Origin of the sequence: Devosia alba (assembly GCF_039938915.1) — a bacterium.
Lineage (GTDB): Bacteria > Pseudomonadota > Alphaproteobacteria > Rhizobiales > Devosiaceae > Devosia > Devosia alba.
The window spans coordinates 90481-114167 of the sequence record NZ_JBDUUI010000006.1 but is presented as its reverse complement, the minus strand read 5'-3'; the positions used below and the strand labels follow the sequence as shown (position 1 = coordinate 114167).

The 23687-nt window shown below is 63.2% G+C and carries 25 protein-coding genes and 1 tRNA gene; 12 read left to right on the top strand and 14 right to left on the bottom strand.

All coding sequences use genetic code 11. The annotated features are described in order from the left end of the window. Window positions 1-29: 29 nt before the first annotated feature. Together ligM and ABFY71_RS10790 are read right to left on the bottom strand one after the other, a co-directional pair. The gene (ligM, locus tag ABFY71_RS10795; protein WP_347945985.1) at window positions 30-1442 is read right to left on the bottom strand and encodes a vanillate/3-O-methylgallate O-demethylase; all 1413 of its coding nucleotides are present in this window, start codon (window positions 1440-1442) and stop codon (window positions 30-32) included. 222 nt (window positions 1443-1664) lie between these two features. Next, window positions 1665-2399: a GntR family transcriptional regulator gene (locus ABFY71_RS10790; protein ID WP_305575789.1), complete on the bottom strand. Its 735-nt coding sequence runs from the start codon at window positions 2397-2399 to the stop codon at window positions 1665-1667. Window positions 2400-2608: 209 nt separating this feature from the next. Here ABFY71_RS10790 and ABFY71_RS10785 point away from each other — a divergent pair, with 209 nt between their 5' ends. From ABFY71_RS10785 to ABFY71_RS10770, 4 genes are read left to right on the top strand one after another with little or no spacing between them, the layout of a single operon-like run. Next, the gene (locus ABFY71_RS10785) at window positions 2609-3322 is read left to right on the top strand and encodes an alpha/beta fold hydrolase (protein ID WP_347945984.1); all 714 of its coding nucleotides are present in this window, start codon (window positions 2609-2611) and stop codon (window positions 3320-3322) included. Further along, window positions 3315-3665, top strand: a complete 351-nt coding sequence (locus ABFY71_RS10780) for an extradiol ring-cleavage dioxygenase (protein WP_347945983.1) — start codon at window positions 3315-3317, stop codon at window positions 3663-3665. Before ABFY71_RS10785 ends, ABFY71_RS10780 begins: the two co-directional genes overlap by 8 nt. Beyond that, window positions 3658-4500, top strand: a complete 843-nt coding sequence (locus ABFY71_RS10775) for a class III extradiol dioxygenase family protein (RefSeq protein WP_347945982.1) — start codon at window positions 3658-3660, stop codon at window positions 4498-4500. Before ABFY71_RS10780 ends, ABFY71_RS10775 begins: the two co-directional genes overlap by 8 nt. 2 nt (window positions 4501-4502) lie before the next feature. After that, window positions 4503-4823 (top strand): YciI family protein, encoded by a 321-nt coding sequence (locus tag ABFY71_RS10770; protein ID WP_347945981.1) that lies wholly within the window; start codon window positions 4503-4505, stop codon window positions 4821-4823. Window positions 4824-4903: 80 nt separating this feature from the next. Here the strand turns inward: ABFY71_RS10770 and ABFY71_RS10765 are convergent, their stop codons facing one another. Continuing rightward, entirely contained in the window at window positions 4904-6028 is a 1125-nt protein-coding gene (locus ABFY71_RS10765) for a 5-methyltetrahydropteroyltriglutamate--homocysteine S-methyltransferase (RefSeq protein WP_305575778.1), read from the bottom strand. Between the two features lie 123 nt (window positions 6029-6151). Next, a complete protein-coding gene (locus ABFY71_RS10760; protein WP_347945980.1) occupies window positions 6152-7072 on the bottom strand; it encodes a methylenetetrahydrofolate reductase in 921 nt (306 codons plus the stop codon). 214 nt (window positions 7073-7286) lie between these two features. On the opposite strand from ABFY71_RS10760, the gene ABFY71_RS10755 reads away from it, so the two are divergent. From ABFY71_RS10755 to ABFY71_RS10745, 3 genes are read left to right on the top strand one after another with little or no spacing between them, the layout of a single operon-like run. Next, a complete protein-coding gene (locus tag ABFY71_RS10755) occupies window positions 7287-7469 on the top strand; it encodes a hypothetical protein (RefSeq protein WP_347945979.1) in 183 nt (60 codons plus the stop codon). A gap of 13 nt (window positions 7470-7482) precedes the next feature. Further along, the gene (gene purU, locus ABFY71_RS10750; RefSeq protein ID WP_347945978.1) at window positions 7483-8331 is read left to right on the top strand and encodes a formyltetrahydrofolate deformylase; all 849 of its coding nucleotides are present in this window, start codon (window positions 7483-7485) and stop codon (window positions 8329-8331) included. 22 nt (window positions 8332-8353) lie between these two features. Beyond that, the gene (locus tag ABFY71_RS10745) at window positions 8354-9220 is read left to right on the top strand and encodes an NAD(P)-dependent oxidoreductase (protein ID WP_347945977.1); all 867 of its coding nucleotides are present in this window, start codon (window positions 8354-8356) and stop codon (window positions 9218-9220) included. Here ABFY71_RS10745 and ABFY71_RS10740 read toward each other — a convergent pair. The 9 genes from ABFY71_RS10740 to ABFY71_RS10700 form a co-directional block, all read right to left on the bottom strand. Continuing rightward, window positions 9217-9933 carry an ABC transporter ATP-binding protein gene (locus ABFY71_RS10740; RefSeq protein WP_347945976.1) on the bottom strand — a complete coding sequence of 239 codons (717 nt, stop codon included), beginning with the start codon at window positions 9931-9933 and terminating at the stop codon, window positions 9217-9219. The two genes, ABFY71_RS10745 and ABFY71_RS10740, sit on opposite strands and share 4 nt — an antisense overlap. Next, entirely contained in the window at window positions 9926-10687 is a 762-nt protein-coding gene (locus ABFY71_RS10735) for an ABC transporter ATP-binding protein (protein ID WP_431021526.1), read from the bottom strand. The genes ABFY71_RS10740 and ABFY71_RS10735 overlap by 8 nt, the downstream gene beginning before the upstream one ends. Further along, the gene (locus tag ABFY71_RS10730) at window positions 10684-11670 is read right to left on the bottom strand and encodes a branched-chain amino acid ABC transporter permease (RefSeq protein WP_347945975.1); all 987 of its coding nucleotides are present in this window, start codon (window positions 11668-11670) and stop codon (window positions 10684-10686) included. The genes ABFY71_RS10735 and ABFY71_RS10730 overlap by 4 nt, the downstream gene beginning before the upstream one ends. Before the next feature lie 9 nt (window positions 11671-11679). Next, window positions 11680-12543, bottom strand: coding sequence for a branched-chain amino acid ABC transporter permease (locus tag ABFY71_RS10725; RefSeq protein WP_305575762.1), 864 nt, complete (start codon window positions 12541-12543; stop codon window positions 11680-11682). 206 nt (window positions 12544-12749) lie between these two features. Then, window positions 12750-13928, bottom strand: a complete 1179-nt coding sequence (locus ABFY71_RS10720) for an ABC transporter substrate-binding protein (protein WP_347945974.1) — start codon at window positions 13926-13928, stop codon at window positions 12750-12752. Between the two features lie 420 nt (window positions 13929-14348). Then, window positions 14349-15350 (bottom strand): Acg family FMN-binding oxidoreductase, encoded by a 1002-nt coding sequence (locus ABFY71_RS10715; RefSeq protein WP_347945973.1) that lies wholly within the window; start codon window positions 15348-15350, stop codon window positions 14349-14351. A gap of 213 nt (window positions 15351-15563) precedes the next feature. Further along, a complete protein-coding gene (locus ABFY71_RS10710) occupies window positions 15564-16019 on the bottom strand; it encodes a DUF3788 domain-containing protein (RefSeq protein WP_347945972.1) in 456 nt (151 codons plus the stop codon). A 529-nt stretch (window positions 16020-16548) separates the two neighbouring features. Continuing rightward, complete coding sequence (locus ABFY71_RS10705; RefSeq protein ID WP_347945971.1) at window positions 16549-16977, bottom strand: VOC family protein; 429 nt, start codon at window positions 16975-16977, stop codon at window positions 16549-16551. Between the two features lie 280 nt (window positions 16978-17257). After that, window positions 17258-17347: transfer RNA gene (locus ABFY71_RS10700), tRNA-Ser, on the bottom strand. A 246-nt stretch (window positions 17348-17593) separates the two neighbouring features. On the opposite strand from ABFY71_RS10700, the gene ABFY71_RS10695 reads away from it, so the two are divergent. From ABFY71_RS10695 to ABFY71_RS10685, 3 genes are all read left to right on the top strand, one after another. After that, on the top strand, window positions 17594-17917 hold the full coding sequence (locus ABFY71_RS10695; protein WP_347945969.1) for a hypothetical protein: 324 nt from the start codon (window positions 17594-17596) through the stop codon (window positions 17915-17917). 53 nt (window positions 17918-17970) lie between these two features. Continuing rightward, a complete protein-coding gene (gene msrA / locus ABFY71_RS10690) occupies window positions 17971-18627 on the top strand; it encodes a peptide-methionine (S)-S-oxide reductase MsrA (protein ID WP_347945968.1) in 657 nt (218 codons plus the stop codon). Between the two features lie 171 nt (window positions 18628-18798). Further along, window positions 18799-19209, top strand: a complete 411-nt coding sequence (locus ABFY71_RS10685; RefSeq protein ID WP_347945967.1) for an MmcQ/YjbR family DNA-binding protein — start codon at window positions 18799-18801, stop codon at window positions 19207-19209. Here ABFY71_RS10685 and ABFY71_RS10680 read toward each other — a convergent pair. Continuing rightward, window positions 19181-20968, bottom strand: coding sequence for a hypothetical protein (locus tag ABFY71_RS10680; protein ID WP_347945966.1), 1788 nt, complete (start codon window positions 20966-20968; stop codon window positions 19181-19183). The two genes, ABFY71_RS10685 and ABFY71_RS10680, sit on opposite strands and share 29 nt — an antisense overlap. Before the next feature lie 412 nt (window positions 20969-21380). Here ABFY71_RS10680 and ABFY71_RS10675 point away from each other — a divergent pair, with 412 nt between their 5' ends. Further along, window positions 21381-21872, top strand: coding sequence for a chemotaxis protein CheW (locus tag ABFY71_RS10675; RefSeq protein ID WP_347945965.1), 492 nt, complete (start codon window positions 21381-21383; stop codon window positions 21870-21872). Between the two features lie 133 nt (window positions 21873-22005). Then, complete coding sequence (gene lnt, locus ABFY71_RS10670; protein ID WP_347945964.1) at window positions 22006-23616, top strand: apolipoprotein N-acyltransferase; 1611 nt, start codon at window positions 22006-22008, stop codon at window positions 23614-23616. Window positions 23617-23687: the final 71 nt, after the last annotated feature.

Genomic DNA, 23687 nt, shown 5'->3' with positions numbered 1-23687 from the left:
GCCGGGAGAGGGAGATTTGTCGCGGGCGATCAGCTCCGCTTGCTGCGCCAGCTGTCGGCATAGTTTTCGCGGGCTTCGGCGGCGTAGGGGGTCTGTGAGACCCGTACGCGGATTTCGGCCTGCTTGTGGCGTTCGGTGGATGTCTTCTTGGTGCCGCCATCGGGCTCGCCCCAAACCAGGGTCAGCACATCACCGATCTGCACGTCGGGATCGACCACGCCAAGCGAGAGCATGCAGCGCTCGTTATAGGAATAGCCGTTGAACATCGACATGCCGACCATCTTGCCATCGCGCATCACCATATCGGCGCTGGTCGAGGCATAGTTAGGCTGCGGGAAGTCGATCCACTTGTAGTGATCCTCGCCCGGGCGGAAGGCCGAGGCGATGACGTTGACCACGTCGTCGGCATTCCACTCGAAGGTTACCTTCTTGCGGTGCGGCTGCCCCTTCATCTTTTCGAGGGCTGCCTTGCCCACGAAATCGTCCTTCTTCCAGCCCACATAGAAGTCGTAGCCCAGCTCGAACGGGGTGACGTAGTAGTCTTCAATATTGTCCGAGACATAGCTGCCGCCAATGGCGCCAATGGATTCATAGCTGTCGGCCGCGAGCCAGTCGCGATACTCCTTGAGCATGCCGTCGCCGCTATAGATGCCGGGCAGCGGGGAGGGAATCCAACCCGATTCAAGTGTATTGGTGGAATAGGCCCGGCTACCGCAGCGCACCAGGTCGACCTTGGCGGCCTGGGCCGCTTCGAGGATGCAGGAGAGAATATAGCTCTTGTCCTCGTAGGGACCCCAGATTTCCAGCCCCGGCGCACCGGACATGCCGTGGCGCAGTGCCCGCACCTTCTTGGAGCCGATATTGATGAAATCGGTGTGGAAGAACTTGATGTCGGGGATGGGTCCGCCATGCAGCTTCTCGAATATCTTCGTCGCCTCGGGACCCTGGATCTGGTAGCGATAATGGGTGCGCAGCACCCGCTCGCCTTCGGGCCGCGAGGTGGAACGGGGATCGTGCTTGAGGCGGACATTCCACTTGCCATTGGCGGCACAGAACATCAGCCAGTTCGAGGTCGGCGCGCGGCCCACCAGCACGAATTTGTCGAGGCGCTCACGCAGGATGATGTGGTCGCCGATAATGTGGCCATTGGGCGTCACCGGCACGAAGTGCTTGGCGCGGTTCAGGTCAAAATTGGCGAAGGAATTGATGCCGTGATGGGAGAGGAATTTCTCGGTGTCGGGGCCCTCGACAGTCAGCTCATCCATGTGATGGGACTGGTCGAACAGCACGGCGGAATGGCGCCAGGCGGCCTGCTCGGTCCTCCAGTTGCTGAACTCCGGTGTGACCACCGGGTATACATACATGCCGATCTGCGAATTACGCAACCGGCCAACAATGTCCGGGTTGTCGCTCAAAATGTCACTTAAACTGGATTGCGCCATGGCCGTCTCCTCCGTCATTTTTAGAACTGTGTATACATAGTGCCAAATGATGGACTGATTGCAAGCCCTTTCGCTGCATGAATGTGGGATGGCGGGAATTATCGCGATTGGGAAACAGGCGCCTGAACCGGCAGCCGCGCTCACGCCCGCGCTTGTGGGGATGAACGCGACGTGTTGGCGCCGGAGGCTGCCGTTGCAGGAAAACGGGCCGGGCGGGCCCCGCTAGTGGTGGATCAGTGCCAGCCCGGGGATTTTCTGCAGCAGTTCGGGGTCCTGGCTGAAAATGTATTCAAGGTTCTGGCGGGCGATCCGCGCGTGCTCGCGGGCGATGAATTCGGCCCGCACGCCTTCGCGCGCAGCAATCGCATTGAGCATGGCGTGATGCTGCTCCTGCGCGATACGCAGGGAGCGATGGAAGGCGACGATTTCCATCTTGTTGGGCAGGAAGGCCGAAGGCGAGGCGAAGGGCAGAACGGTAGCGCGCTCGACTTCGCGGCGGATGATCTCGCTGCCTGAAAGTGCGGCCAGCTCGACGTGGAAGGCTGCGTTGAGATCGGAATAGGTGTCGAAGTCGACACTGTCTTCGGTCGGCCCGAAACAGGCATCGAGCCGGACGACGATGGCCTGCATGCGCGCCAGCGCCTCTGGCGTCGTGCCCCGCTCTGCGGCGAGGCGCGCCGCCGTACCCTCCATCACGCCGCGCAGTTCGATGGAATCGACCACATCGGCATAGCCGAAGCGGCGCACCACAAAGCCGCCATTGGGGAGCCGATCGAGCAGCCCTTCCTCGGCCAGCCGTGACAACGCCTCGCGTACCGGTGTGCGGGATATCTGCAGGGTCTCGGCCAGCGAAACTTCGAACAGGCGGGTGCCGCCAGCCAGTTCACCATTGATGATTTTCTCGCGCAGCTCGATCACGGCGCGGCGGCCATGGGTCGCAACTTCAGTCGGCTTCATGGGGCGATTCCTGTTCCGTCGCATCCTATAGCACCCCACCGCGGCGGCGCGAAGTCCTGCGGCGCGCTGCCGTCTCTCAACCGACAATAGTGTATACATGACAGCATGAAAACAAGCGCAATACGTGAAATAATAGCGCAATTGGCAAGTGATGCATACATTCGGATTGACAGCGGTGTATGCATAATGTCTGTGTCGTGACCGAAGGGATGACCATATTGACCACTCTGGTGCTCATACCCGGCCTGGCTTCCGATGCTGTCGTCTGGCAGCCGCTTGCCGACGCCGCGGCCTTGCGGAGCCATCATGCCGACCTGACGCGCGATAGCGCGATCACGGCCATGGCCGAGCGCCTGCTGGCGGAGACCACAGGTCCGTTGATCGCTGTCGGCCATTCGATGGGCGGGCGCGTGGCCATGGAAATGGCGCGCCTGGCGCCGGAACGACTGGCCGGTCTGGTCTTGGCCAATACCGGTCACCATCCCAGGCGCGCGGGCGAGGATGCGCGGCGCCAGGAAATGATAGATCTGGGCAACCGCGATATCGAGCTACTGGCCGATGTGTGGCTGCCGCCCATGCTGGACCCGGCGCGGACCACTGATGTGGCGCTGATGGCGCAGTTGCGGGCCATGGTGCGACGGGCGGGCCCTGCCGTGCATGAGCGCCAGATTCGCGCGCTGCTCGGTCGGCCCGATGCCATGGCCTATATCCCCAGCCTCGCCTGCCCCATGCTGCTGGTCGCAGCGCAGCAGGATGGCTGGAGTCCCATTGCCCAGCACCGCGAGATCGCGGCCGCGGCGCCCGATGCCGAACTGAGCATCATCGACAATGCCGGCCATTTCGCACCGCTGGAGCGGCCGGACGAAGTCACCACCGCCATCACATCCTGGCTCGACCGCCGATTTGGAGACCGACATGCCTGAACACCGGGCTATACCCGATACGCCGCTGTTCGACCGTGACGGGTCGATCCTGGGCTACGAACTCAACAAGATGGCGATGGCCTTGAGCCAGGCGGTCAACCGCGACGCCTTTCGGGCGGATGAGGAAGCCTATCTCGACCGCTTCGGCCTCAGCGCCGCGCAAAAGCGCGCGGTTCTGGCGCGCGACTGGCACGAAATGGTGCGGCTGGGCGGCAATTTGTTCTTCATCCTCAAGATCGCAGCGGTCGATCCGACGCCGATCACCCAGATCGGCGCGGCGCAGGCCGGGATGTCGCACGACGATTTTCTCTACCAACGACTTGGAAAGCAGCGCAATGGCTAAGATCATCGGCGGGGTGGGTACGAGCCACGTGCCTTCCATTGGCGTGGCACTCGACAAGGGCCTGCGCGACACGGCGGACTGGAAGCCGTTCTTTGACGGCTACGAGGCCGGCAAGGCCTGGATGCGCGACGCCAAGCCGGACATTGCGGTCGTCATCTTCAACGACCATGGCAATACCTTCTTTCTCGACAAGGTGCCGACCTTCGCCGTGGGCATGGCCGAGAGCTACCAGCCCATCGACGAAGGCTGGGGGCCACGCGCTATTCCGCCCTTCGCTGGTGCGGTGGATCTCTCCTGGCACTTCGTCGACAAGCTCGTCGAGAGCCATTTCGACCCGCTGGTATGCCGCGAGATCGAGGTGGACCACGGGTTGCAGGTGCCGATGGAGCTGTTCTTCGGCCGGCCCGACGCCTGGCCCGTCAGGATACTGCCCATCTGGGTCAACACCATCCAGTATCCGATCCCGACGCCGCAGCGCTGCTGGGACATGGGCACGGTGCTGCGCCAGGCCATCGAATCCTGGCCGGGCGATGAGCGCGTGGTCATCATGGGCACCGGCGGCTTGTCGCACCAGTTGCAGGGCGCGCGCGCCGGCTTCATCAACCAGCAAGCCGACCGTGCCTGGCTCGAAGGCATTGCCGCCAATCCCGAGCCCTACCGCAATATGAGCCGGCAGGATTATGTCGAGCAGTTCGGCTCCGAAGGGGCCGAACTCATCATGTGGCTGGTGATGCGCGCCGCGATGAACCAGGACGTCAACCTGGTCCACAAGCATTACCACGCCCCGGCCTCGATGACGGGTGCCGGGATGATTGTGGTCGAGAACGCGGCATAGCCATGTTCTTCCTGATGCGTTGCCTGCACCATGCCCAACAGGACATTGTCCGTGACGCGCACCGGCCGGCCCACCGCGAATGGGTGCGGACCGGCGGGGATGGGCTGGCAGTGGTGCTGATAGGATCGGCACTGCTGGATGACGCCGGCAATGGACTGGGCAATTTCGGCGTTCTTGAAGCGGCCGACCTCGATCAGGCTCGCGCCTTTGCCGAGGGTGACCCGTTCAACCAGGCTGGCATTGTCGCCAGCATCGAGCTGACCGCACTGCCTGACACTTTCCAGGCGCACCGGATCGTCGAACCCATGACGCCGCGGCGCTAGCCCCGAACGGGGCTAGCCTTGAGCGACAGCGATTAAATGTGCTTGAGCGACAGCGATTATTTGGCCTTGAGCGACAGCGATTAAACCGAGCCCCAGATCGCCTCTGCAGTCTTGACCACCAGCTCGAGCTTGCGCCTCTGGTCGTCCATGGTGATGGAATTGCCTTCTTCGGTGGACGAGAACCCGCATTGCGGGGCAATGCCCAACTGGTCGAGATCGGCATATTTGGCCGCCTCGTCAAACTTGCGGCGCAGGCTGTCGAGACTTTCCAGCTCACCGGTCTTGGTGGTGATGAAGCCGGGCATGACGCGCTTCTTGCCCTTGGGCAGCAGGCGCAGCGGCTCGAGCCCGCCAGCGCGGTCAGTGTCATATTCCATGAAATAGATGTCGACGCCGGTCTTGTTGAATACGGCATCGGCCGCCGGGTCATAGGCACCCTCGGCGATCCAGGTCGATTTGAAATTGCCACGGCACATATGCATGCCGATCACCATGTCGTCGGGACGACCCTCGATCGCGTCATGCATCATCTTGGCATATTGCTCGATCAGCCAGTCTGGATCGAGCCCCTGCGCCTGCTTTTCGGCGCGGATCTTGGGATCGCACAGATAGGCAAAGAAGATGTCGTCCATCTGCAGATAGCGGCAGCCGACGTCGTAGAACGCCTGAACAGCCTTCTTGTAGGTTTTGGCCAGATCGGCGAACAGCAGTTCGAGATCATCGCTATAGGGCTTGTGGCCGATATCGTCCTTGCTAACGCGGAAATGGCAGCAGCTCGGGCCCGGGATCGAGATCTTGGGCATCACCTTGGTATTGGCGGCAACGAACTTGAAATGCTCAAGCATCGGATGGTCGGCCGGGAAATCCACCGGGCCGGTAATGGTCGGGAAGATCGGCCGCGTATTGGCGCCCTTGAAGTTATGGCCGGTAGCCACGTCGCGCTCGACAAACTTGAATCCGTCGAGCTCCTGCATGAAATCGTAATGCCAGAACGAACGGCGGATCTCGCCATCTGTCACCACCGGCAGGCCGACATCCTCCTGCAACTTGATGGCTTCGCGGATGGCTTCGTCCTCGACTTCAGTCAATGCCTCGCGGCTGATGCTGTGCTCATCAAGGTGCTGCCGCCGCGCCTGCTTGACCGCAGAATTGCGCAACAGGGAACCGACATGGTCGGCACGAAACGGGGGGCGGGCAATCGTCATTGATCTCTCCTGAAGCGGCACTTTTGCAATCACTGTGTACACAGCCCAAGCCGCGCCCGGCAAGTATCAAGCCGCCGCAGCCAGAAATCCGCCGGAAATTGCCAGCAAATGTACACGCCTGCTTCAGGCAAATCCCGCTTTTGCCTGTGGCAGGGTCTGGCGGTTCATCCACTCGGCGGCCGTCTTGATGCCCCCCAGCGGGAACATATGCAACTGGCTGATCAGGCTGTCGGGATGGCGCGCCTTGTAGTCAACAAAGCCGGCAACCACCTCGGTCGGCTCATACGGCGTTAGCAGCTTGGTCAGGTCTCGCGCCCGCTTCTGCAGCACGCTGACCGATGGACCGACGCCGCAGGCCAGCGCGAACTGGATCAGCGTCTGCAATTTGGCGGGCCCGGCAATGCCGGCATGGATCGGCATGGTAATGCCCAGATCAGCGATTCGTTCGGCCCACGCCGTCACCGCTGCCGTCTCGAAGGCAAACTGCGTTACGATGGCCATTTGTGCATCGGTACGCGCCGCATAATCCTGCTTGAATGCCAGCGCGCTGTCGACATTGACGGTGCCGCCGCCCTGGTCAATATCGCGATTGCCCTCTGGGTGGCCGGCCACATGCAAATGGGTAAAGCCGTGGCGGTCGAACAACCCGGTTTCGATCAGCTGTAGCGAGCTGTCAAAGCGGCCCACCGGCGCCGCATTGCCGCCGCCCAGCAGCAGCGCCCTGGTTACCTCGGCCTCGTCGCGATAGCGCTTGATCCACTCCTCCAGCATCGCCGCATCGGCAATGGCGCGCGCCGGAAAGTGCGGCATCACGGCAAAACCCTCTTCGTGCAAACGGCGCGCCGTCGCCACCATGTCCTCAATGGGGGTGCCGGCGATGTGGGCGACATAGACCAGCGTGTCTGCGGGCAGCAGCGCCCGGAAGTCCTCGATCTTGGCCGCCGTACGCGGCATGACCTCGATGGACCAGCCGGAGATGATGTCGGCACCGCGCTCAGGAGACGTCCTAGCGCCGGGATGTGCATCAAAATTCAACAAGGCCATTCGCTCCTCCTCAGCTCCTATATGTATACATAGCGAATAGGATTCAAATCAAGTGGAGTCGTAAAAACGCCGATATCGGCCATATTGGCCCTATAACCACCGTTGCAACGCCATGACTGTTGTCGCATAGTGCATACACAAACCGGCTCAGACCGGCGCATTGAACAGGCGAGACGCAGCAATGCTTGCGCGGGGCTGATGGGAGGAGGGTGCCATGGTCGAATCGAGTTTTAGCGTCGCCCGTCTCGGTCACCTCGGGCGATTTGGCGACCGGATCGGAGAGATCCTGGATTTCGCCATCCGCCTCTATGGGCTGACCGCGGGCTTGCTCGAGGGCGGCGTCGCCTGGTTGCGCGCCTCGCGCCTGACAGATCCGGACAGAAATTCCTTTGCATGAAGCGAGACCAGCAGTGACCGATTATATTCTCACCCTGCGGTGCGGCAATCGTAGTGGCATCGTGGCCGCCGTGGCCGCCCGCATCGCCAGCCATGGCGGCGACATTTTCGAGGCTCACCAGTTCGACGATCCGGCCACCGGCATGTTCTTCATGCGCGTAGCCTTCACCATGGCAACGCCCAAGGCCGATTTCCGCGCCGGCATCGCCGAGGAAGTGACCAATCTGAAGCTCGATTTCTCGCTGCGCCTGATCGGCCACAAGCGCAAGGTGCTGTTCCTTGTCTCCAGGTTCGACCATTGCCTGGGCGACTTGCTCTATCGCATGCGCATCGGTGAACTCGATATCGAGGCCGTAGGCATCGTCAGCAACCATCCGCGCGAGGCCTTGAACCTGACACTGATGGAGGGCATCCCCTATCATTACCTGCCCGTGGCCAAGGATAACAAGGCAGCGCAGGAGGCCGCGATCAAGGCGATCATCGAGGAAACCGGGGCCGAACTGGTGGTACTGGCCCGCTATATGCAGATTTTGTCCGATGATTTTTCTGGTTATCTGGCGGGACGCTGCATCAATATTCACCATTCCTTCCTGCCCGGCTTCAAGGGCGCCAAGCCCTATCACCAGGCCCATGAGCGCGGCGTCAAGATGATTGGCGCCACCGCGCATTACGTGACTGCCGATCTCGATGAAGGCCCGATTATCTGCCAGGATGTGGAGCCGGTGAGTCACGCCGACACACCCGAGGATTTGGTGCGCAAGGGCCGCGACATCGAGCGTCGGGTGCTGGCCCGCGCCGTGGCCTGGCACCTGGAAGACCGCGTGCTGATCAACAAGCACAAGACGGTGGTGTTCCAGCGCTAGTGCGCAGGACAGGAGAGTGCAGTTGAAAATCGGTTTCCTGGGCTATGGCGAAGCCGCCCGTGCCTTCCATGAAGGGTTGGCTCAAGCCGTTCTGGCCTATGACATCCTGCTCGATGGCGATGGCGATGACGATGACGATGCCATGCGTGAGGCGATGAAATCGCGCGGCGCCACGCCGGTGGCCATTGCCGGCCTCGCCGACGCCGACTGGATTTTCAGCGCCGTCACCGCCGACCAGAGCCTGCTCGCTGTGGCGCCGCTGCTGCCCCACCTGCGCCCGGGGCAACTGCTCATCGACATCAACTCCGTCTCGCCCGGCCGCAAGCGTGAAACGGCGGCGGCGGTGGAAGCGGCGGGCGCCGACTATCTCGACATGGCGGTCATGGCGCCGGTCCATCCCAAAAACCATGCCACGCCGGTATTGCTGGCGGGCGAACCTGCCGAGCGCCTGCTGCCGCAATTGCTGGCGCTGGGGTTCTCCGCCAGTATAGCTGGCGCCGAACCGGGTGCGGCCACCGCCATCAAGATGGTCCGATCGCTGTTCGTGAAGGGCCTTGAAGCCATCACCGTTGAGACACTGCTGGCTGCGCGCGCCTCCGGGTGCTTTGACGAAATCCTTGCTTCGCTGTCGGCATCCTATCCCGGCCTGGACTGGTCGCGCTTTGCCGCCTACCAGTTCGAGCGCACCACCCGCCACGGCCATCGCCGCGCCGCTGAAATGCGCGAGAGCGGCGCGACCCTCGACGCGCTGGGCCTGCATGGCGCCTTGGCGCGCGAAATAGCGGCGGTGCAGGAGGCGATGGGGGCCGCCGGCGTTACACCACAGTCGCCCTTGCCCGACACCGTGCAACAGGTTCTTGCGCGCAGGGTGGCAAAGTCCGACGCCTAGCTGGCGCCGAGCTTGAGCCCCAGATAGCGCTCCAGCGTGACACTGTCCTTGAGCAGATCGGCGGAGGCGGCGCGGTGGGCGATCATGCCACGTTCGATGATGATCGCCTGCTGGGTGAGCCCCAGCGCCACCTCGGCATGCTGCTCCACCAGTATCAGGGCAATGCCTTCGTCGATCGCCATCTGGCGCACGGCGGCCGTCAGCTCCTCGACAATGATCGGGGCCAGCCCCTCAAACGGCTCGTCGAGCAACAGCACCGCCGGATTGGTCATCAGCGTGCGGCCTGTCGCCAGCATCTGCTGCTCGCCGCCCGACAGTTGATTGCCCATATTGGCCCGGCGATCAGCCAGGCGGGGAAACAATCGATAGATGGCCGGCAGGTCCCAGCGACCGGGGCGGGCGATGACGGTGAGGTTTTCCTCGATTGTCAGCGAGGCAAAGATATCGCGCTCCTGCGCCACCCAGCCCAGGCCGAGCTGGGCTCTTTTGTGGGGCGCCAGCCACGAAATATCGGTGCCGCGCCAATGGATGGAGCCGCGCGCCAGCGTAACAAAACCCATGGCCGTGAGCAGCAGGGTGGACTTGCCGACGCCGTTGCGGCCGAGCAGCGCCAGGCTGCCATTGGGGGGCAGGCTTAGCGACATGTTGTCGAGCACCACGGCCTCGCCATAGCCGGAGCGGACGTCACGGAATTCCAGCAGCGGCTCAGTCATGTCCACGCCCCAGATAGACTTCGCGCACCCGTGGATCGCTGCGCACAGTTTGCGGATCAGCTTCCAGCAGCACCGCGCCCCCCACCAGCACGATGATGCGGGAGGCGAATTTGAAGACGATATCCATGTCGTGCTCGATGAACAGTACCGAGATATCGGCGGGCAGCGCCGCAATCACGGAAAACAGTGCCGCGCTCTCGTCCTTGGGCACGCCGGCTGCCGGCTCGTCGAGCAACAGCACGCGCGGCCGAGCAGCCAGCGCCAGGGCAATCTCCAGCAGTCGCTGCTGGCCATAGGGCAAGGTCCGGGTGGTGCGGGTGGCCACATCGGCCAGGCCCAACTGCCCCAGAATGGTGAAGCTCTCCTCGATCGCCTCGTTATGGGATGCCAGCCGGCGCCAGAACTGGCCCGCGCAGCGCTGGCGCTCGAGCACCGCCAGGGTGACCGCCTCGATCGGGGTCAGGTCGGGAAACAGGGTATTGATCTGGAAGGTGCGGCTCAGGCCCAGCCGCACCCGGTTGGCCGGCGCCAGAGCGGTGATATCGCCGCCCTCCAGTTCGATCCGCCCGGCATCTGGCTGCAGCTGGCCGGTCAGCAGGTTGATCAGTGTGGTCTTGCCCGCGCCATTGGGGCCGATTAGCGCGTGGCGGGCGCCGCGCGGCAGGGCGATGGCGACGTCGCGGGTCACGTCGAGCTTGCCGAAATTCTTGGTGAGCCCGGTGGCGCGCAATACGATGTCTTCGCCCGCCATCATTTGGCCCTCGCCACGATGCGCGCGAGAAAGCCCAGAATGCCCTTGGGCATGAACAGCACGACGACCATCAGCAGCATGCCGATGCCGAAATACCAGTATTGCGGATTGATGCCGGCGAGTTGATCGCGGGCGACAAGGAATATGAAGGTGCCCAGGATTGCCCCGTAGAGTCGCCCGGTGCCGCCCAGGATCAGCATGACCACAACATCGGCCGAGCGCTCGAAGCTCAGCGAGTCCAGCGCTACCGTATTGGTGGTCTGGGCCAGCAGTCCCCCGGCCAGCCCGGCAATGGCAGCCGAAATGGCATAGATCAGCCGCAGGTGGCTCTTGTGGTCGGCGCCAATGGCCGGCATGCGCTTGACGTTCTCGCGAATACCGCGCAGCGCCAGTCCGAAGGACGAATTGACCAGGCGGCGGCTGAGCAGGAAGCACAGGAACAGCACCGCCAGCGCATAGCCATAGGCGGTATAGCCCCACATATCGAAGCGGAACTGGCCGAACACCGGCCAGGTGCTGATGCCGCGCAGCCCGTCAGTGCCGCCGGTCAGCCAGTGCAGGGCGTTGGCCAGTTCGTAGGTCAGGAAGCCAAGGCCCAGTGTCACCATTATCAGCGCCAGATGCTGCACCCGGGTGATGAGGAAGCTGATGATATAGCCGATGACGCCGGCAAACAGCCCGGCCATCAGCAGGCCGGAAATGGGCTCGCCCCAGCCATGCACGCTGATGATGCCGGCAAAATAGGCGCCCAGCCCGAAGAACATGGCGTGGCCCAGCGTCACGATGCCGGCATAGCCCAGGATCAGGTCGACCGAGATGGCAAACAGCGCGGCGATGGCGATCTGGTTGGCCAGCGGCAGGTAGGTGGGAAAGAAGATGAACGGCAGCAGTGTCGCCAGCCAGAACAGGATTTCAAAGGGTGACCAGCGGCTGCGGCGACGCAGCCAGTCGCGCGCTTCGATGGGGGCGGAGACCGGTGTTTGCATAGCCATCTCCTAGCGCTTGCCGAACAGGCCGAGCGGCCGCACCAGCAGGATGGCCACCAGCATCAGGTAGATGAGAAAGCTGCCGATCTCGGGCCAGAAATACTTGCCCGCAACATCGCCGATGCCGAGCAGGGCCGCGCCGACAAAGGAGCCGGTGATCGAGCCCAGCCCGCCGACCGACACCACGATCAACACATAGACCAGCATCTGGAAGCCAAAGGACGGTGACAGCCCGACGATCTCGACCGCCAGCGCACCGCCCAGGCCCGCCAACCCGCTACCCAGGGCAAAGGTGATGGCAAAAACCCGCTCGACATCAAGGCCCAGTCCCTGCGCCATGCGCTGATTGTCCACGGCCGCGCGGACCTGCGCGCCCAGCCTTGTGCGTTCCAGCCCGAACACCAGCAGGGCAGTGACGATCAGCGCCACCAGGATAATGAAGGCGCGATAGACGCCGAAGCGCACGTCGCCGATTTCCACCGAGCCCCGCAGCCAGGACGGCAGGATGATGACCTGCTGCACCGTGCCAAAAACGAACGTGGCGACCGCCGCGGAGACAAAGACGGCACCAATGGTGAACAGCACCTGATTGAGTTCACCGGCCCGGTAGAGCCGGCGGAACAGGGTGCGTTCGACGATGACGCTGAGCAGCGCCATGGCGATGAAGGCCAGGGGCAGGGCCGCGAGGAAAGGCAGGCCGAGCTGGCGCATGGCGGTGACGGCGACATAGCCGCCGAACATGCCAAAGGCGCCATGCGCCAGGTTGATGAAATTCATCATGCCCAGCGTGACCGACAGGCCTACCGACAACAAAAACAGCAGCATACCGAAGGCGAAGCCGTCAAACAGCACAATGGCAATCTGGCTGATCATGGCATTCCTGCTACTGGTTCACGCGTCATCTGCTGACCTTATCCGGAGCTCTCAGTCGTCTCCCTCCCCTTGTGGGGAGGGATCAAGGGTGGGGGTGTTTGGCTCTGATATCGGGGACGTCGCCCCCCACCCTCAGTCCCTCCCCGCGGGGGGAGGGAGGCAGATCGGGGATGGTGGCGACAGCGGGATATCCAGGCAAACGAGCCTTACTTCGCCGCGCCGTGCAGCGGGTCCTTGACGTCGGGGATTTCCTCCAGAATCACGTTCTGCATCTTGCCATCCACCTCCTGGACTTCGCGGATATAGACGGTCTGGACCACGTCGCGGGTTTCCGGGTCGATCGATATCGGACCGCGCGGGCTGTCCCAGACCATGCCCTTGGCAGCTTCAATCAGGGCATCGCCGCTGGAATCGCCCTCGGTGGCCTCGAGCGCCTCGAAGATAAGATGCATGCCGTCATAGCCACCAATCGAGAACAGGTCCGGCTCGCGGCCATTATTGGCGGCCGTGTAGGCCTCGACATAGGCCTGGTTCATCTCATCATCGCGTTCCAGCGTGTAGTGGAAGGTGGTGATGATGCCGCGGGCCGTCTCTCCCATGCTTTCGAGCGCCTCGGGGTGCGTCAGTTCACCTTGCGCCAGCACTTTGATGTCGGGTGGGGACAGGCCACGGTCGGCCAGCGCCTTGCCGATGGCAGCAGGCTGGGCGCCGCCAGGCACGAAAATGTATACAGCTTCGGGTGCCGCGTCGGCGACGCGCTGCACATAGGCCGAGAAGTCGGGATTGGCGACCGGGGTGCGGTCGGCGCCGACAATCTTGCCGCCGGCTTCGGTAAAGCCCTTGGCAAACGATGCCTCGGCGTCGATGCCGGGACCGTAGTCGGCAACCAGCGTATAGGCCTCGCGGATGCCCTGCTCATAGGCCCAGCTGCCGAACGAATAGTTGAGCTGCGGAATGGTCACGCCCGTGCGTACAATATAGGGCGACTGCTCGGTAACGACAGAGGTTGCCGCGTTCATCACCACCATCAGCTTCTTGGCCTCGGTGGCAATCTCGGCGGCCCCGAGAGCCTCGGGCGTCAAGGCAAAACCGGCGATAATGTCGACATTGTCGCGCACCACCAACTCCTGCGCCAGGCGCCGGGCCACATCGGGAGCCGGGCCGCCAGTGTCGCGCTTGATAAGCTCGATGGTGCGGCCGGCAACTTCATTGCCGTGCTCGGCCAGATACAGATCAATGCCGGCCTGGAGCTGATTCGCCGCGTCCGCGAACGGCCCCGAATAGGGCAGGATAACGCCGATCTTGAGCGTTTCCTGCGCCATGACCCCAGCCGACCAGGCCAAGCCGAGGCCAAGCACTGCGGCAACTGCTGTTCTTCTCAACATGATATCCTCCCTGATAGTTTTGACGAGAGGGCACAGGGTCGTTTGCGACTTCTCTTGTGCCTCTTGCGACGGACTGTATACACGATGGCCGGTTTCGCCAAGTATCTGCGTGGTCCGGCATCCCTCTTTGAGCGCGACAATCTCATCCCGGCCGACGCCAACTTGCAGGGTCGCCGCCGCTCGGTATGTGCCGGCGTGAATTCTCGCCTCGCGCTGCCACGATACGGTGCCGCTCATGCCGGGCGAAGGTCCCACGCGAGGTGCGGCAAGCCGGCAGCCATTGTGTTGACTAAGGGTGAGATGATGACTGACTGCAGCTTGGACTGCCATATAAGGCAGGCGTGTGCGCTGCTACCTGAAACGCCGCCTTATAATTGTACAACATAATCAATCTATGGGATTTAAAAGTAGCTGGCGTTGCTAGACCAGAACAGCGTCCACCGGGCGGCGGGGCGAAAAAGGCAGCGTCGGGCCGTAGCCGAAGCGCATGATGATGTCGGGCCGCATTCCACCTTCCCCAATCAGCGCCGCCAGTTCAGGCCGCAGCAGTGCGACCTCGACAGGCTGGTTGACGAAGGCGTGTTTGAGGCCGGAAGCGGTTGCGGCAAGCGCGAAGCGCTGGCAGGCGCGACCGACCGCGATCCAGTGCGCTTTGTCCTCACGCTCCGCCAGAAAGATCGCGATACCGGCCGAGGAGTCGATCTGACGGGCATATTTGTCGCTTTCGGCACCAGCCGCAAAGAACGTGTCAAAAGCGATACCACCGAGAAAATCCGGGAGCACGGGATTGCCGCTTGTCGCCGAGAACAGCCCATCACCGGACGCCATGGCGCTACGCGGACTGAACCGCAGCCATTGTTTCAGCTCGGCCATGAAGGCTCCGTCGGCCATCTGCGCATCGTTGCCGGCAACGATCAGGTCCCGCACCTGACTGATCCGCGCCCGGTCGGAAAGCAGGATGAGACGCACACCCGGCGTTTCGGCGGATTGTCGAAGCGCCTCGATATCGGCGGCAGGCACCGCGCGCCCGTCATATTCCGCTCGGGTGGATTGTCGCAGGGGAATGGCGGCAAGCAGCGGGTGAGGACGGGCTTCAGCCCTGGAGAAGGAATAGCGGATGCGATCGCCTTCAGCGTTCGTTTCCAACTGCCCGGGCCGTCCGGTCGCCGTGGCCGCGATCAGCAGGTTCTCGGCCGCGCAACCCAGGCTGACACAAAGATGATGATCGTCAGGATCGACGACCGGTGTCGCGCGCGAAAGGTCGGGCAGTATGTCGATTGCGTTTGCCTCGACGTGGAAACGCCAAGGTTGGGTATTGTGGCCGTTGGCGGCAAGTGTTGCGTATCGGAGGATGTCGACGATGCCCGCGTCGACGCGGATCGGAGCGCGAAGACTGCCTGCATAGGCATCGAAATCGCCCATCAAACCCACCGCCGACCGCCAGCCAACAGCAACGCACCTCCTGCGCCGATAAGCATGTCCCGCCTTTTCATGTCAGCTCCCTTCACCGCCCTTCTACACGGGGTGGCGCAACATGCGGTTGATCTGGGTCAAAAGACCGACGCGCGGGGTCGCTGCCATCGGTGCTTCATTGGCCTGCCGCCAGATGACGCTACCCGCTCAGGGATATGCCCTTCAATGGCGTGAGCGGAGCGGCCGCTTGATAGCCAATAACTCGGTCACATCCCGCAGATCTTCAGCGTTCGATACACCGATCTTCAACCACTTGCCGTCGCGGTATGTCTGGGTCGAGTCATAAAGATCAGCCAGTTGTGGGCTCAGGCTTTCGCGCCGCGCGTCGAGTTTATCCCTTTCCGCGCGCCCCAGAACGACCACAACAGAGAACAGCCTATACTCCGGCAGGAAAGTACAGAAGGCCCGCGATTTCTTGTATCGTAGAGACCAACCATGCTTCTTTCCGCCATAGATCCACTCAGGAATGAAGCTCCCGGGGTATGAGCTCTCGATCCAGTCTTGAAGGGCCTTCCAATACGCAAAGGCTTCCGGCCCGGTCCAATCGCGAACGGTCTCGCTGCTCGGTGGAGCGGACTTGTCCGCAAGACGATCTCCGACCTGGGGCGACTGTTCCATGCTTCATCCTTCTGGCACCGAAGTTCATCCTAGATGCTGTGTCCTGGATCGCCTATCTGTTGTTGGGCTTGAAGCAATCTCTCAATCAACCAGCCGCAGCGCCAAAGTCGGGTTGCGGGAAGCCGGAAAACCCAAACAACGAAGCTGAACGTACGTCAGTGCTACAGCTTCGCACTATCGTGCCCACAAGGACGTGGAAGTGCAGTTGGGCCGACTGAGGGCGACCTGGCCGCACAACCGGCTCGGTCGAGCTGACGTGTGATCTGGCCGGGTTCGGCGGCGCTGTCCGGCAGCGATGAACGCGGCCTTGCTCGCGTTTCATCTGCCGGATAGAAATCATGTATTCGTCGCGGCATCCGAGCGGGGCGCGATCATTGAGATTTCAGGCTGCGATTTGTGGAATTGCCAATGTGCCGGTGTCAGGTGTCTCACAGCCCCTGAAATCCTCGCCACCGTATTTTGGGGTGCGACGCTACGTTGGTTCAGCGAATCTCTCCAGCCGCCCCGCCGTGCGCCACTCGATAGAACCTTAGAATTCAATCACCACTGAAGGCGCACTGCGTCGTGCCTCGCCATGGTACACAGCTTCAATATTGTTTCCATCGGGGTCGAGCACGAAAGCGGCGTAGTATCCGGGGTGATATGTCCGCTCTCCTGGTGCCCCATTGTCTCGACCGCCGTGGGCCAGCGCTGCGCGATAGAAAGCGTCCACTGTCGCGCGATCCTTGGCTTGAAAGGCCAGGTGATGGCGCCCTGTCAGTGCACCTAATGCCGCCGGGCTTTCTGCCGAGGACACGACGAGTTCATCAGCCCAGAAATAGCCGTCGCTCGTGCCGACGATGGGAATCTCCAACACGGCCAACACCGCCGTATAGAAGTCCTGGCTGGCCTCGAGATCGCGCACGACGAGCTGGATGTGGTCGATGAGCCGGCCGCGATACAGTTGGGTGGCTTCCATGTTGGTTCTCCCCGCAAATTGAGCTTGTGAATTTTTTCCTGAGCGGCGGTGTGAATGATAACTACGCGCAACACTCAACCGCGCACCTGTCCAGGATCGCCGTAATTATAGGCAACAGGCAAGCTAAAGTGATAGTCCGTGTGGAGGATAATCGCAGATGAGTATGGCGACGTGAGAAGGGAAATGGCAGCTTTCCCTGACCAAATGCGCTAGGGACATTCTGGCTACAAAGGGTCGGTATGCCGCTGTACCCCGTTGTAATGGCTGCATTTAGTAGGGGTGGCGGAGAGAAAGGGATTCGAACCCTTGAGACGGTTCCCCGCCTACACACTTTCCAGGCGTGCGCCTTCGACCACTCGGCCACCTCTCCGCATCGCCTGTAACCCCGGTTGGAAACACCGGAGGGGTCGGCTGGTTGGCCGACGCGAGCGAGGCGCAATATACTTATCGCGAGGCTGGGCGCAAGGGATCACGGGGTTGCGAGGGCAATTGTTTTCATCGCCGGGCGCTACCACCTTGTGAGACGTCCCGCCGCCATGGCACAACAAGGCCGTGCGCGGGGCGCCGATGGGGCAGGCCAGCCTCGCACTTGTCCCCGCCGGCACAGGGAATATGGATGCGGCTGATCTTGAGAGTTTTGGGCACCTGGCTGATTGGCCTGGCGCTGGTTCTGGCGGTTATTGACGGTACCAAGTCGCTGGGGGCCAATGAACTGCTGTTCACCAGCCTGGGTACGCTGTGGAACCAGCTGCACCCGGTGGGCCTGCAGGGCGTGCAGGATTTCCTGCACAGCCGGTTCTTCGGGGATCTGCTCGATGCCACGCTGGGCGCCTTGCTGGGTTATCCGGCCTTTGCCGTAGCGGCTGTGCCGGGCGTGCTGCTGGCGCTGCTGGGTCGCAAGCCGCGGCGCGAACGCTTCCTGCGGCAGGAGCAGATCTAGGCGGGGGTAACCTATGGCCGCGACGGGCCGAATAGCCCATGAAAGGAAATACCATGTTCTTCAAATCCAAGCCGAACACCATACCGGACGCCGCTGCAGCACTGCCCGGACGCGATGCGCAGATGCCGGTAACCGCTGAGCATTTTGTCAATGGCGCGGCGCTGAAGGGGCCGTACCCGAGCGGGGCGGAAACCATCTATTTCGGGCTGGGCTGCTTCTGGGGCGCCGAGCGGCTGTTCTGGGAAGTGCCCGGGGTTGTCGTCACCGCCGTGGGCTATCAGGGCGGCAGCACGCCCAATCCGAGCTATGAGGAAGTCTGTTCGGGCCAGACCGGCCATACCGAAGCGGTGAAGGTGGTGTTTGACCCTGCCCGGGTCACCCTTGAGGCGCTGCTCAAGACCTTCTGGGAGGAGCATGACCCGACCCAGGGCATGCGGCAGGGCAATGATGTGGGCACGCAATATCGCAGCGCCATCTACACCACCACGCCCGCTCAGGCAGCTTTGGTGCAGCAGAGCCGCGCGGCCTATCAGGAAGCCCTGCAGGCCAGGGGTCTGGGGACGATCACCACCGAGATCAAACCGGCGCCGGAGTTCTTTTACGCAGAGACGTATCACCAGCAATACCTGGCCAAGAATCCGAACGGCTATTGCGGCTTGCAGGGGACCGGGGTGAGCTGCCCGATCGGGCTGGGCGTTACCGCTGCATAGAGCGTTTTCGGCAAAAGTGGCGCCATTTGTGCGGTTCGGAAGCGCGACCGATCAAAGACCTGGAGCGATTTCACCGTTTCAGCGAACGGTGAAATGCTCTGGCAGAACCGGCCCGCAGGGTCCGCGATCTGTCAGACCCCAAAGCCCCAATTGGCGAGCAGAGCGTGTACCATGACGGCTACCGACAGCGCATTGATGGACCGGACCGGCTTTGAAGCCTTCGCGCTGAGCCTGCCCGGCGCCACGCTGGTGCGGCAATGGGGCGATGCCAGCGTCGCCAAAGTGGGTGGCAGGATCTTTGCCATCCTCTCGGGCTGGGGCGCCGATGGGGGACCCGGGCTCAGCTTCAAGTGCTCCGAGTTGGCCTTCGCGATGCTGCCCGAACTGGAAAACGTGCGCCCGGCCCCCTATCTGGCGCGCGCCCAATGGGTGCAGGTGCTGCCCGGATCGCCCCTGACGCCCGATGATCTGCGCGCCTATGTGCGCGAAGCGCACCGGTTGGTCGCGAGCAGGCTGACCCGCAAGCGCCGGGCCGAGCTGGGGCTCGACCCGCTCACTGCGGCTGCACCGCATAAATCGTGAGCACGCTGTCGGGTGGGCTCACCGCCACCAGCCATGCCGGCAATCGGTCCTGCGCATAGAGCGCGGCAAAGCTGTCTTCGGCGCGGCTGGGCAGGCCCTGCAGTTCGGCCATGCCGGGGCACAGCACGACCAGACCAATGTCGCGCGCGGCCAGCACGGCGCGGGCATCGGCAATCGGGTCATTAAAGAAGCGGAAGGCGTCCCGCACGCCCTGCTGATTGCGGTGATAGGGCGCCGCGACCACCGCATGCCCGGTATAGAGCTGGATGTGGGCGCCCAGATCGATGGGGGACATGATGCGCGCCGGCGGCATGGCCGCCAGTGCCACGAAGGCCGCTGGCAACAGGCACGGCTCCTTGCTGGCGCGGGCCGCAGTGACCTCCTGCGCGCGGCCCGGCGTCAGCGTGGTCAACTGGCTCACCACCAGCGCCAGGATCACGCCGGAAAACGCCAGCCAGCTGCCCATCAGCCCGGCGATATTGGCCAGGCGCGGGCTGGCCAGATAGCGCTGGCGGGCCACCACGATCAGCCAGGCGGCGGCCGGCATGGCGGGCATTACCGATAGCCGGGCGCCGCGCACCTGGGCCAGCATGGTCAGCGCGACGCAGAGCAGGAACATCAGTAGCGCGGCCCATGCGCCCCGATCCTCTCGCACCCTGAGCACCCGATAGAGCACCACCAGCGTGCCAAGCAGCGCCGGCAGGCCGACGGCAAAGCCATAGGCGGGCAGTTCAAACACACTGACCAGCCAGGGCTTGGCCTCGACGATATTGGCGATCCAGTTGTCCTGCAGCCAGGGGTCCAGCGCGCCATAGGGTCCCTGCAGGCATTGCGGCCAGGCCAGGGCGACCAGCCCCATGCCAAGACCGCCCAGCAGGGCGAGCAGGGCAAAGCGCTGCCAGGCCGCCCGGGCGGGGATCAGGCTGGCCAGGGTGAAGGCGGCGGCCACGGCAAGCGCCACCCCCACATAGACGGGCGAGAGCACGTCACAGGCCGGTTCTAGCCAGCGGCCGGGCGGGCGGAACAGCGCCAGATGGCCCACGGCGCCGGCAGCAAAGGCCAGCCCGAAACTGCGCATGGTGGCGGCCTTGCCGGCGTCGAACACATAGAGCAGGCCCAGCACCAGAATGGCGGCGGCAATGGTGGGCAGGGCTTCGGTGGCGATGGCCAGCGCGGTCGCCGCCAGCAGGCCGCTGAGCACGGCAAAGCGGGGGCGGCGCAGCGCCTCGATGCTGGCCCAGGCCGTGGCCAGGGTGAGAATGATGACGAGGTTGTGGTGGTCGACCCGGCCGGGGGTGAATTCGGCCGTGATGGCCGGATTGAGCACCGGCAGCACCACGGCGGGCAGGACGCCCTCGGGGCCCACCAGGCGATTGGCCAGCAGCGCACTGATCCACAGCAGCACTCCCAGCAGGGCCATGGGCCACACATAGCCTGTGGCAATGATGGCCAGATCGGCCTCCAGCAGCGGGGTGAAGGCCATGACCAGACCGGCTAGCGGCAGATCGACCAGCCGCGACCAATGCAGTTCGGCGCCGAACGGCGTATTGAGCCGGTACGTCGTCAGATCGTACCAGGGCTGCCCCTGGATAAAATCCACCACCCTGACCATGCGCATGGCGTCGTCGGTATCGGCAAAGAATGGCAATTCGGCCCGGGCGAACAGTGTCCGCAGGACCAGGATGACTGCAGCGCCAGCGCCAGCGAGCAGGACCAGGCGCCAATCGGGGCTGCGGCGGTGTGGGGCGGAGCTGGTCAAGGCGCGATCCTGAAGCTGGAGGCCATCAGCTTGGCGCAGAACGGGTTAAAATGGCGTTCGACGCAGGAGCTGCGCTCAATTGCGCCGCGCAGGCCCCCCATAGCGCCACGCGAGACAGTGGCAGCGGACGGGGCGTTGTGGATCCGCAGCGGGTCCCCGGAGCAGCCCATCAGCGCCCGACGGCACCGCCACGGACCATTGCCTGCGGTGGCAGCTCCATCAAAATTCCTTGTTCTGCAAGCATTTGGCACTGCGTGCATGAATTTAATTCGGCAATAACAATGCCCGCAGAACTTGTTCAATGGTTTAGAAAGCATTTTGAAAAACAATGGGGGCGCGCTGCAGGAACAAAACCGGTGCCAGCGAGCGATGAGCGATAGCGTGACACGGACAGCATGGGCGGAGTTTTTTGATGAGTACAGCACTGCAATTTGAACCATCAGAGGGCGGACAAGACCTGCTTGGCGCGACGCAGGCCAACCAGTTCGTGACCTTCTCGGCCGGCGACAAGGGCTATGGCGTCGACATCATGGCGGTGCGCGAAATTCGCAGTTGGTCGCCCACCACCGAACTGCCCGATGGCGCCCATTCGGCTTGCGGTGTGCTTGATATCCGCGGCACCGTGGTGGAGGTGCATGATCTTGCCGCCATGCTGGGCGGACAAAAACTGCAGGCGGCACCCGGGCATGTGGTGCTGGTGGTCTCGCTGGGCGCGACCAATGTCGGCATTCTGGTGGATTCGGTGTCCGATATCATTTTTGCCAAGGATGACGAATTCCGGGACGCGCCGGGCCATGGCGGCGACCCCGCCAGCGCCAAGGTTTCGCGCCTGGTGCGCCAGGAAGATCGGCTGATCGCCATTCTGAACCTGCAGGCCCTGTTTCCCTACGCCAGCATGCACTGAAGCGAGCGGGCGGCATTGCCGCCCCCGAACCAACGTCGCGCGCCCGCCCGGGCCGGGGCGCGCCGTGTCTTGACGCTGTGGGTCGCACCCGCCAGCTTGCCATCATGCGCCCTGATTCGCCGATTAACCCGCCATGACCTGGCTCGCCGAAACCGCCATGCTCAGCCACGGCTGGCGCCGTTTCGTGCTGCTGGTGGCCGCCGGGGCACTGGCCGGGCTGTCGGTGCCGCCGCTCTTTGTCCTGCCCGCCCTGTTCCTGGCTTTTCCGGTCTGGATCTGGTGCCTTGATGGGGCCGAGACGCCGCGGGGCTGGCGCCGCCTTTTCGGCCCGGCCTTTACCATCGGTTTTGCCTTTGGCTGGGGCTATTTCGCTGTCGCCTTCCATTGGCTGGGCGCGGCCTTCTTTGTCGATGGCGGCATCATGCTGGCCGTCATGCCGCTGGCCATTCTGGCGCTCGCCGCCCTGATTGCCCTGTTCTGGGGGCTGGCCAGTGCGCTGGCCCATCTGTTGTGGAGCCATGGGCCCTGGCGCATCGTCACCCTCGCCACCTTTCTGACCTTGGCCGAATGGGCCCGCGGCCATGTGCTGACCGGCTTTCCCTTTGATCTGCTCGGCTATGCCCTGACCCCCAATGACGAGATGATGCAGCTCAGTTCGGTCATCGGCATTTACGGGCTGACCCTGCTGGCAGCGCTGCTGGCCATGACCCCGGCCCTGATCTGGCCGGCCGACGGGCGCAGTCTCAGCCGCCGGCTTCTGCCCTTCTTCGTCGCCATTGCCGTGATTGCCGCCCAGCTCGGCTATGGCTACAACCGCCTTGCCGGCATCACCGCGACCGAGCGCAGTGACACCGCCATGCGGCTGGTGCAGCCGCTGGTCTATGAGCATGCCGATTGGAACAATGCCGATCCTGTCGCCCTCATCGATCGCCTGCTGATGCTCTCGGATATGCGCATGGACCCGACCGATCAGGGCCTGGCCGATATCGATCTGCTGGTCTGGCCCGAATCCAGCCTGCCGTTCTATCTCTCGACCTATCCTGAGGCCCTGGCCCGCATTGCCCGGCTGCTGCCCGAACAGACCACTCTGCTGGCCGGGGCGCCGCGCCAGCAATATGAGCCGGGCTCGGCTTTGCCCTCGGGCCCGCCCTTCAATGCCATTCTGGCCATCGACAGCAATGGCGAAATCATCGCCAGCTATGACAAGTCCCATCTGGTGCCGTTCGGCGAATTCCTGCCCTTCGGTCCATTCTTTGCCGGCCTGGGGATCAAGCAATTCGTGCCCGGCGCTGAGGGCTGGAGCCATGGCGATGCCCGTCGGCGTCTGATCAGCCTGCCCAATAGGCCCTCCCTGCTGGCGCTGATCTGCTACGAAATCCTGTTTTCCGGCGATCTGGGCGATACCGGGAACGCGCAATTCCTGTTCAACATCACCAATGATGCCTGGTTTGATCACTCCATCGGTCCGGCCCAGCATGCCCATCACGCCCGCATCCGGGCGGTGGAGGAGGGCATGAGCCTGATCCGCGCTGCCAATTCCGGCCTGACCTTTGCCACCGACCCGCTCGGCCGCATCACCGCGCAACTGGAACCGCTGCAAATGGCGGCGCTTGATGTTCGCCCCCATGATCGGCTCGAGAGCACCCCGTTCACCCGGCTGCGCTACTGGCCCCTGCTGATCGCGCTGCTGCTCGGCCTGGCCATTTCCGTGCTGGCCCGCCGCCCGCGCCGGCGGCCGGCCTAGACTGTCGCCTGCCGCCCCATCTCGGGCCGGCCAATCGCGGGCCGGCCTTTCCAACGCCTTGATGCTGTGGC

Bases quoted from the DNA above. Each gene is read 5' to 3' on its own strand.
- ABFY71_RS10740 (WP_347945976.1), bottom strand. From the start codon at position 9,933: ATGACTGAGCCGCTGCTGGAATTCCGTGACGTCCGCTCCGGCTATGGC.
- lnt (WP_347945964.1), top strand. From the start codon at position 22,006: ATGACCTGGCTCGCCGAAACCGCCATGCTCAGCCACGGCTGGCGCCGT.
- ABFY71_RS10725 (WP_305575762.1), bottom strand. From the start codon at position 12,543: ATGATCAGCCAGATTGCCATTGTGCTGTTTGACGGCTTCGCCTTCGGT.
- ABFY71_RS10705 (WP_347945971.1), bottom strand. From the start codon at position 16,977: ATGGAAGCCACCCAACTGTATCGCGGCCGGCTCATCGACCACATCCAG.
- ABFY71_RS10695 (WP_347945969.1), top strand. From the start codon at position 17,594: ATGCGGCTGATCTTGAGAGTTTTGGGCACCTGGCTGATTGGCCTGGCG.
- ABFY71_RS10785 (WP_347945984.1), top strand. From the start codon at position 2,609: ATGACCATATTGACCACTCTGGTGCTCATACCCGGCCTGGCTTCCGAT.
- ABFY71_RS10735 (WP_431021526.1), bottom strand. From the start codon at position 10,687: ATGATGGCGGGCGAAGACATCGTATTGCGCGCCACCGGGCTCACCAAG.
- ABFY71_RS10775 (WP_347945982.1), top strand. From the start codon at position 3,658: ATGGCTAAGATCATCGGCGGGGTGGGTACGAGCCACGTGCCTTCCATT.
- ABFY71_RS10765 (WP_305575778.1), bottom strand. From the start codon at position 6,028: ATGACGATTGCCCGCCCCCCGTTTCGTGCCGACCATGTCGGTTCCCTG.
- ABFY71_RS10710 (WP_347945972.1), bottom strand. From the start codon at position 16,019: ATGGAACAGTCGCCCCAGGTCGGAGATCGTCTTGCGGACAAGTCCGCT.
- ABFY71_RS10720 (WP_347945974.1), bottom strand. From the start codon at position 13,928: ATGTTGAGAAGAACAGCAGTTGCCGCAGTGCTTGGCCTCGGCTTGGCC.
- ABFY71_RS10780 (WP_347945983.1), top strand. From the start codon at position 3,315: ATGCCTGAACACCGGGCTATACCCGATACGCCGCTGTTCGACCGTGAC.
- ABFY71_RS10715 (WP_347945973.1), bottom strand. From the start codon at position 15,350: ATGGGCGATTTCGATGCCTATGCAGGCAGTCTTCGCGCTCCGATCCGC.
- msrA (WP_347945968.1), top strand. From the start codon at position 17,971: ATGTTCTTCAAATCCAAGCCGAACACCATACCGGACGCCGCTGCAGCA.
- ligM (WP_347945985.1), bottom strand. From the start codon at position 1,442: ATGGCGCAATCCAGTTTAAGTGACATTTTGAGCGACAACCCGGACATT.
- ABFY71_RS10755 (WP_347945979.1), top strand. From the start codon at position 7,287: ATGGTCGAATCGAGTTTTAGCGTCGCCCGTCTCGGTCACCTCGGGCGA.
- ABFY71_RS10790 (WP_305575789.1), bottom strand. From the start codon at position 2,399: ATGAAGCCGACTGAAGTTGCGACCCATGGCCGCCGCGCCGTGATCGAG.
- ABFY71_RS10685 (WP_347945967.1), top strand. From the start codon at position 18,799: ATGACGGCTACCGACAGCGCATTGATGGACCGGACCGGCTTTGAAGCC.
- ABFY71_RS10675 (WP_347945965.1), top strand. From the start codon at position 21,381: ATGAGTACAGCACTGCAATTTGAACCATCAGAGGGCGGACAAGACCTG.
- ABFY71_RS10770 (WP_347945981.1), top strand. From the start codon at position 4,503: ATGTTCTTCCTGATGCGTTGCCTGCACCATGCCCAACAGGACATTGTC.
- ABFY71_RS10760 (WP_347945980.1), bottom strand. From the start codon at position 7,072: ATGGCCTTGTTGAATTTTGATGCACATCCCGGCGCTAGGACGTCTCCT.
- ABFY71_RS10730 (WP_347945975.1), bottom strand. From the start codon at position 11,670: ATGCAAACACCGGTCTCCGCCCCCATCGAAGCGCGCGACTGGCTGCGT.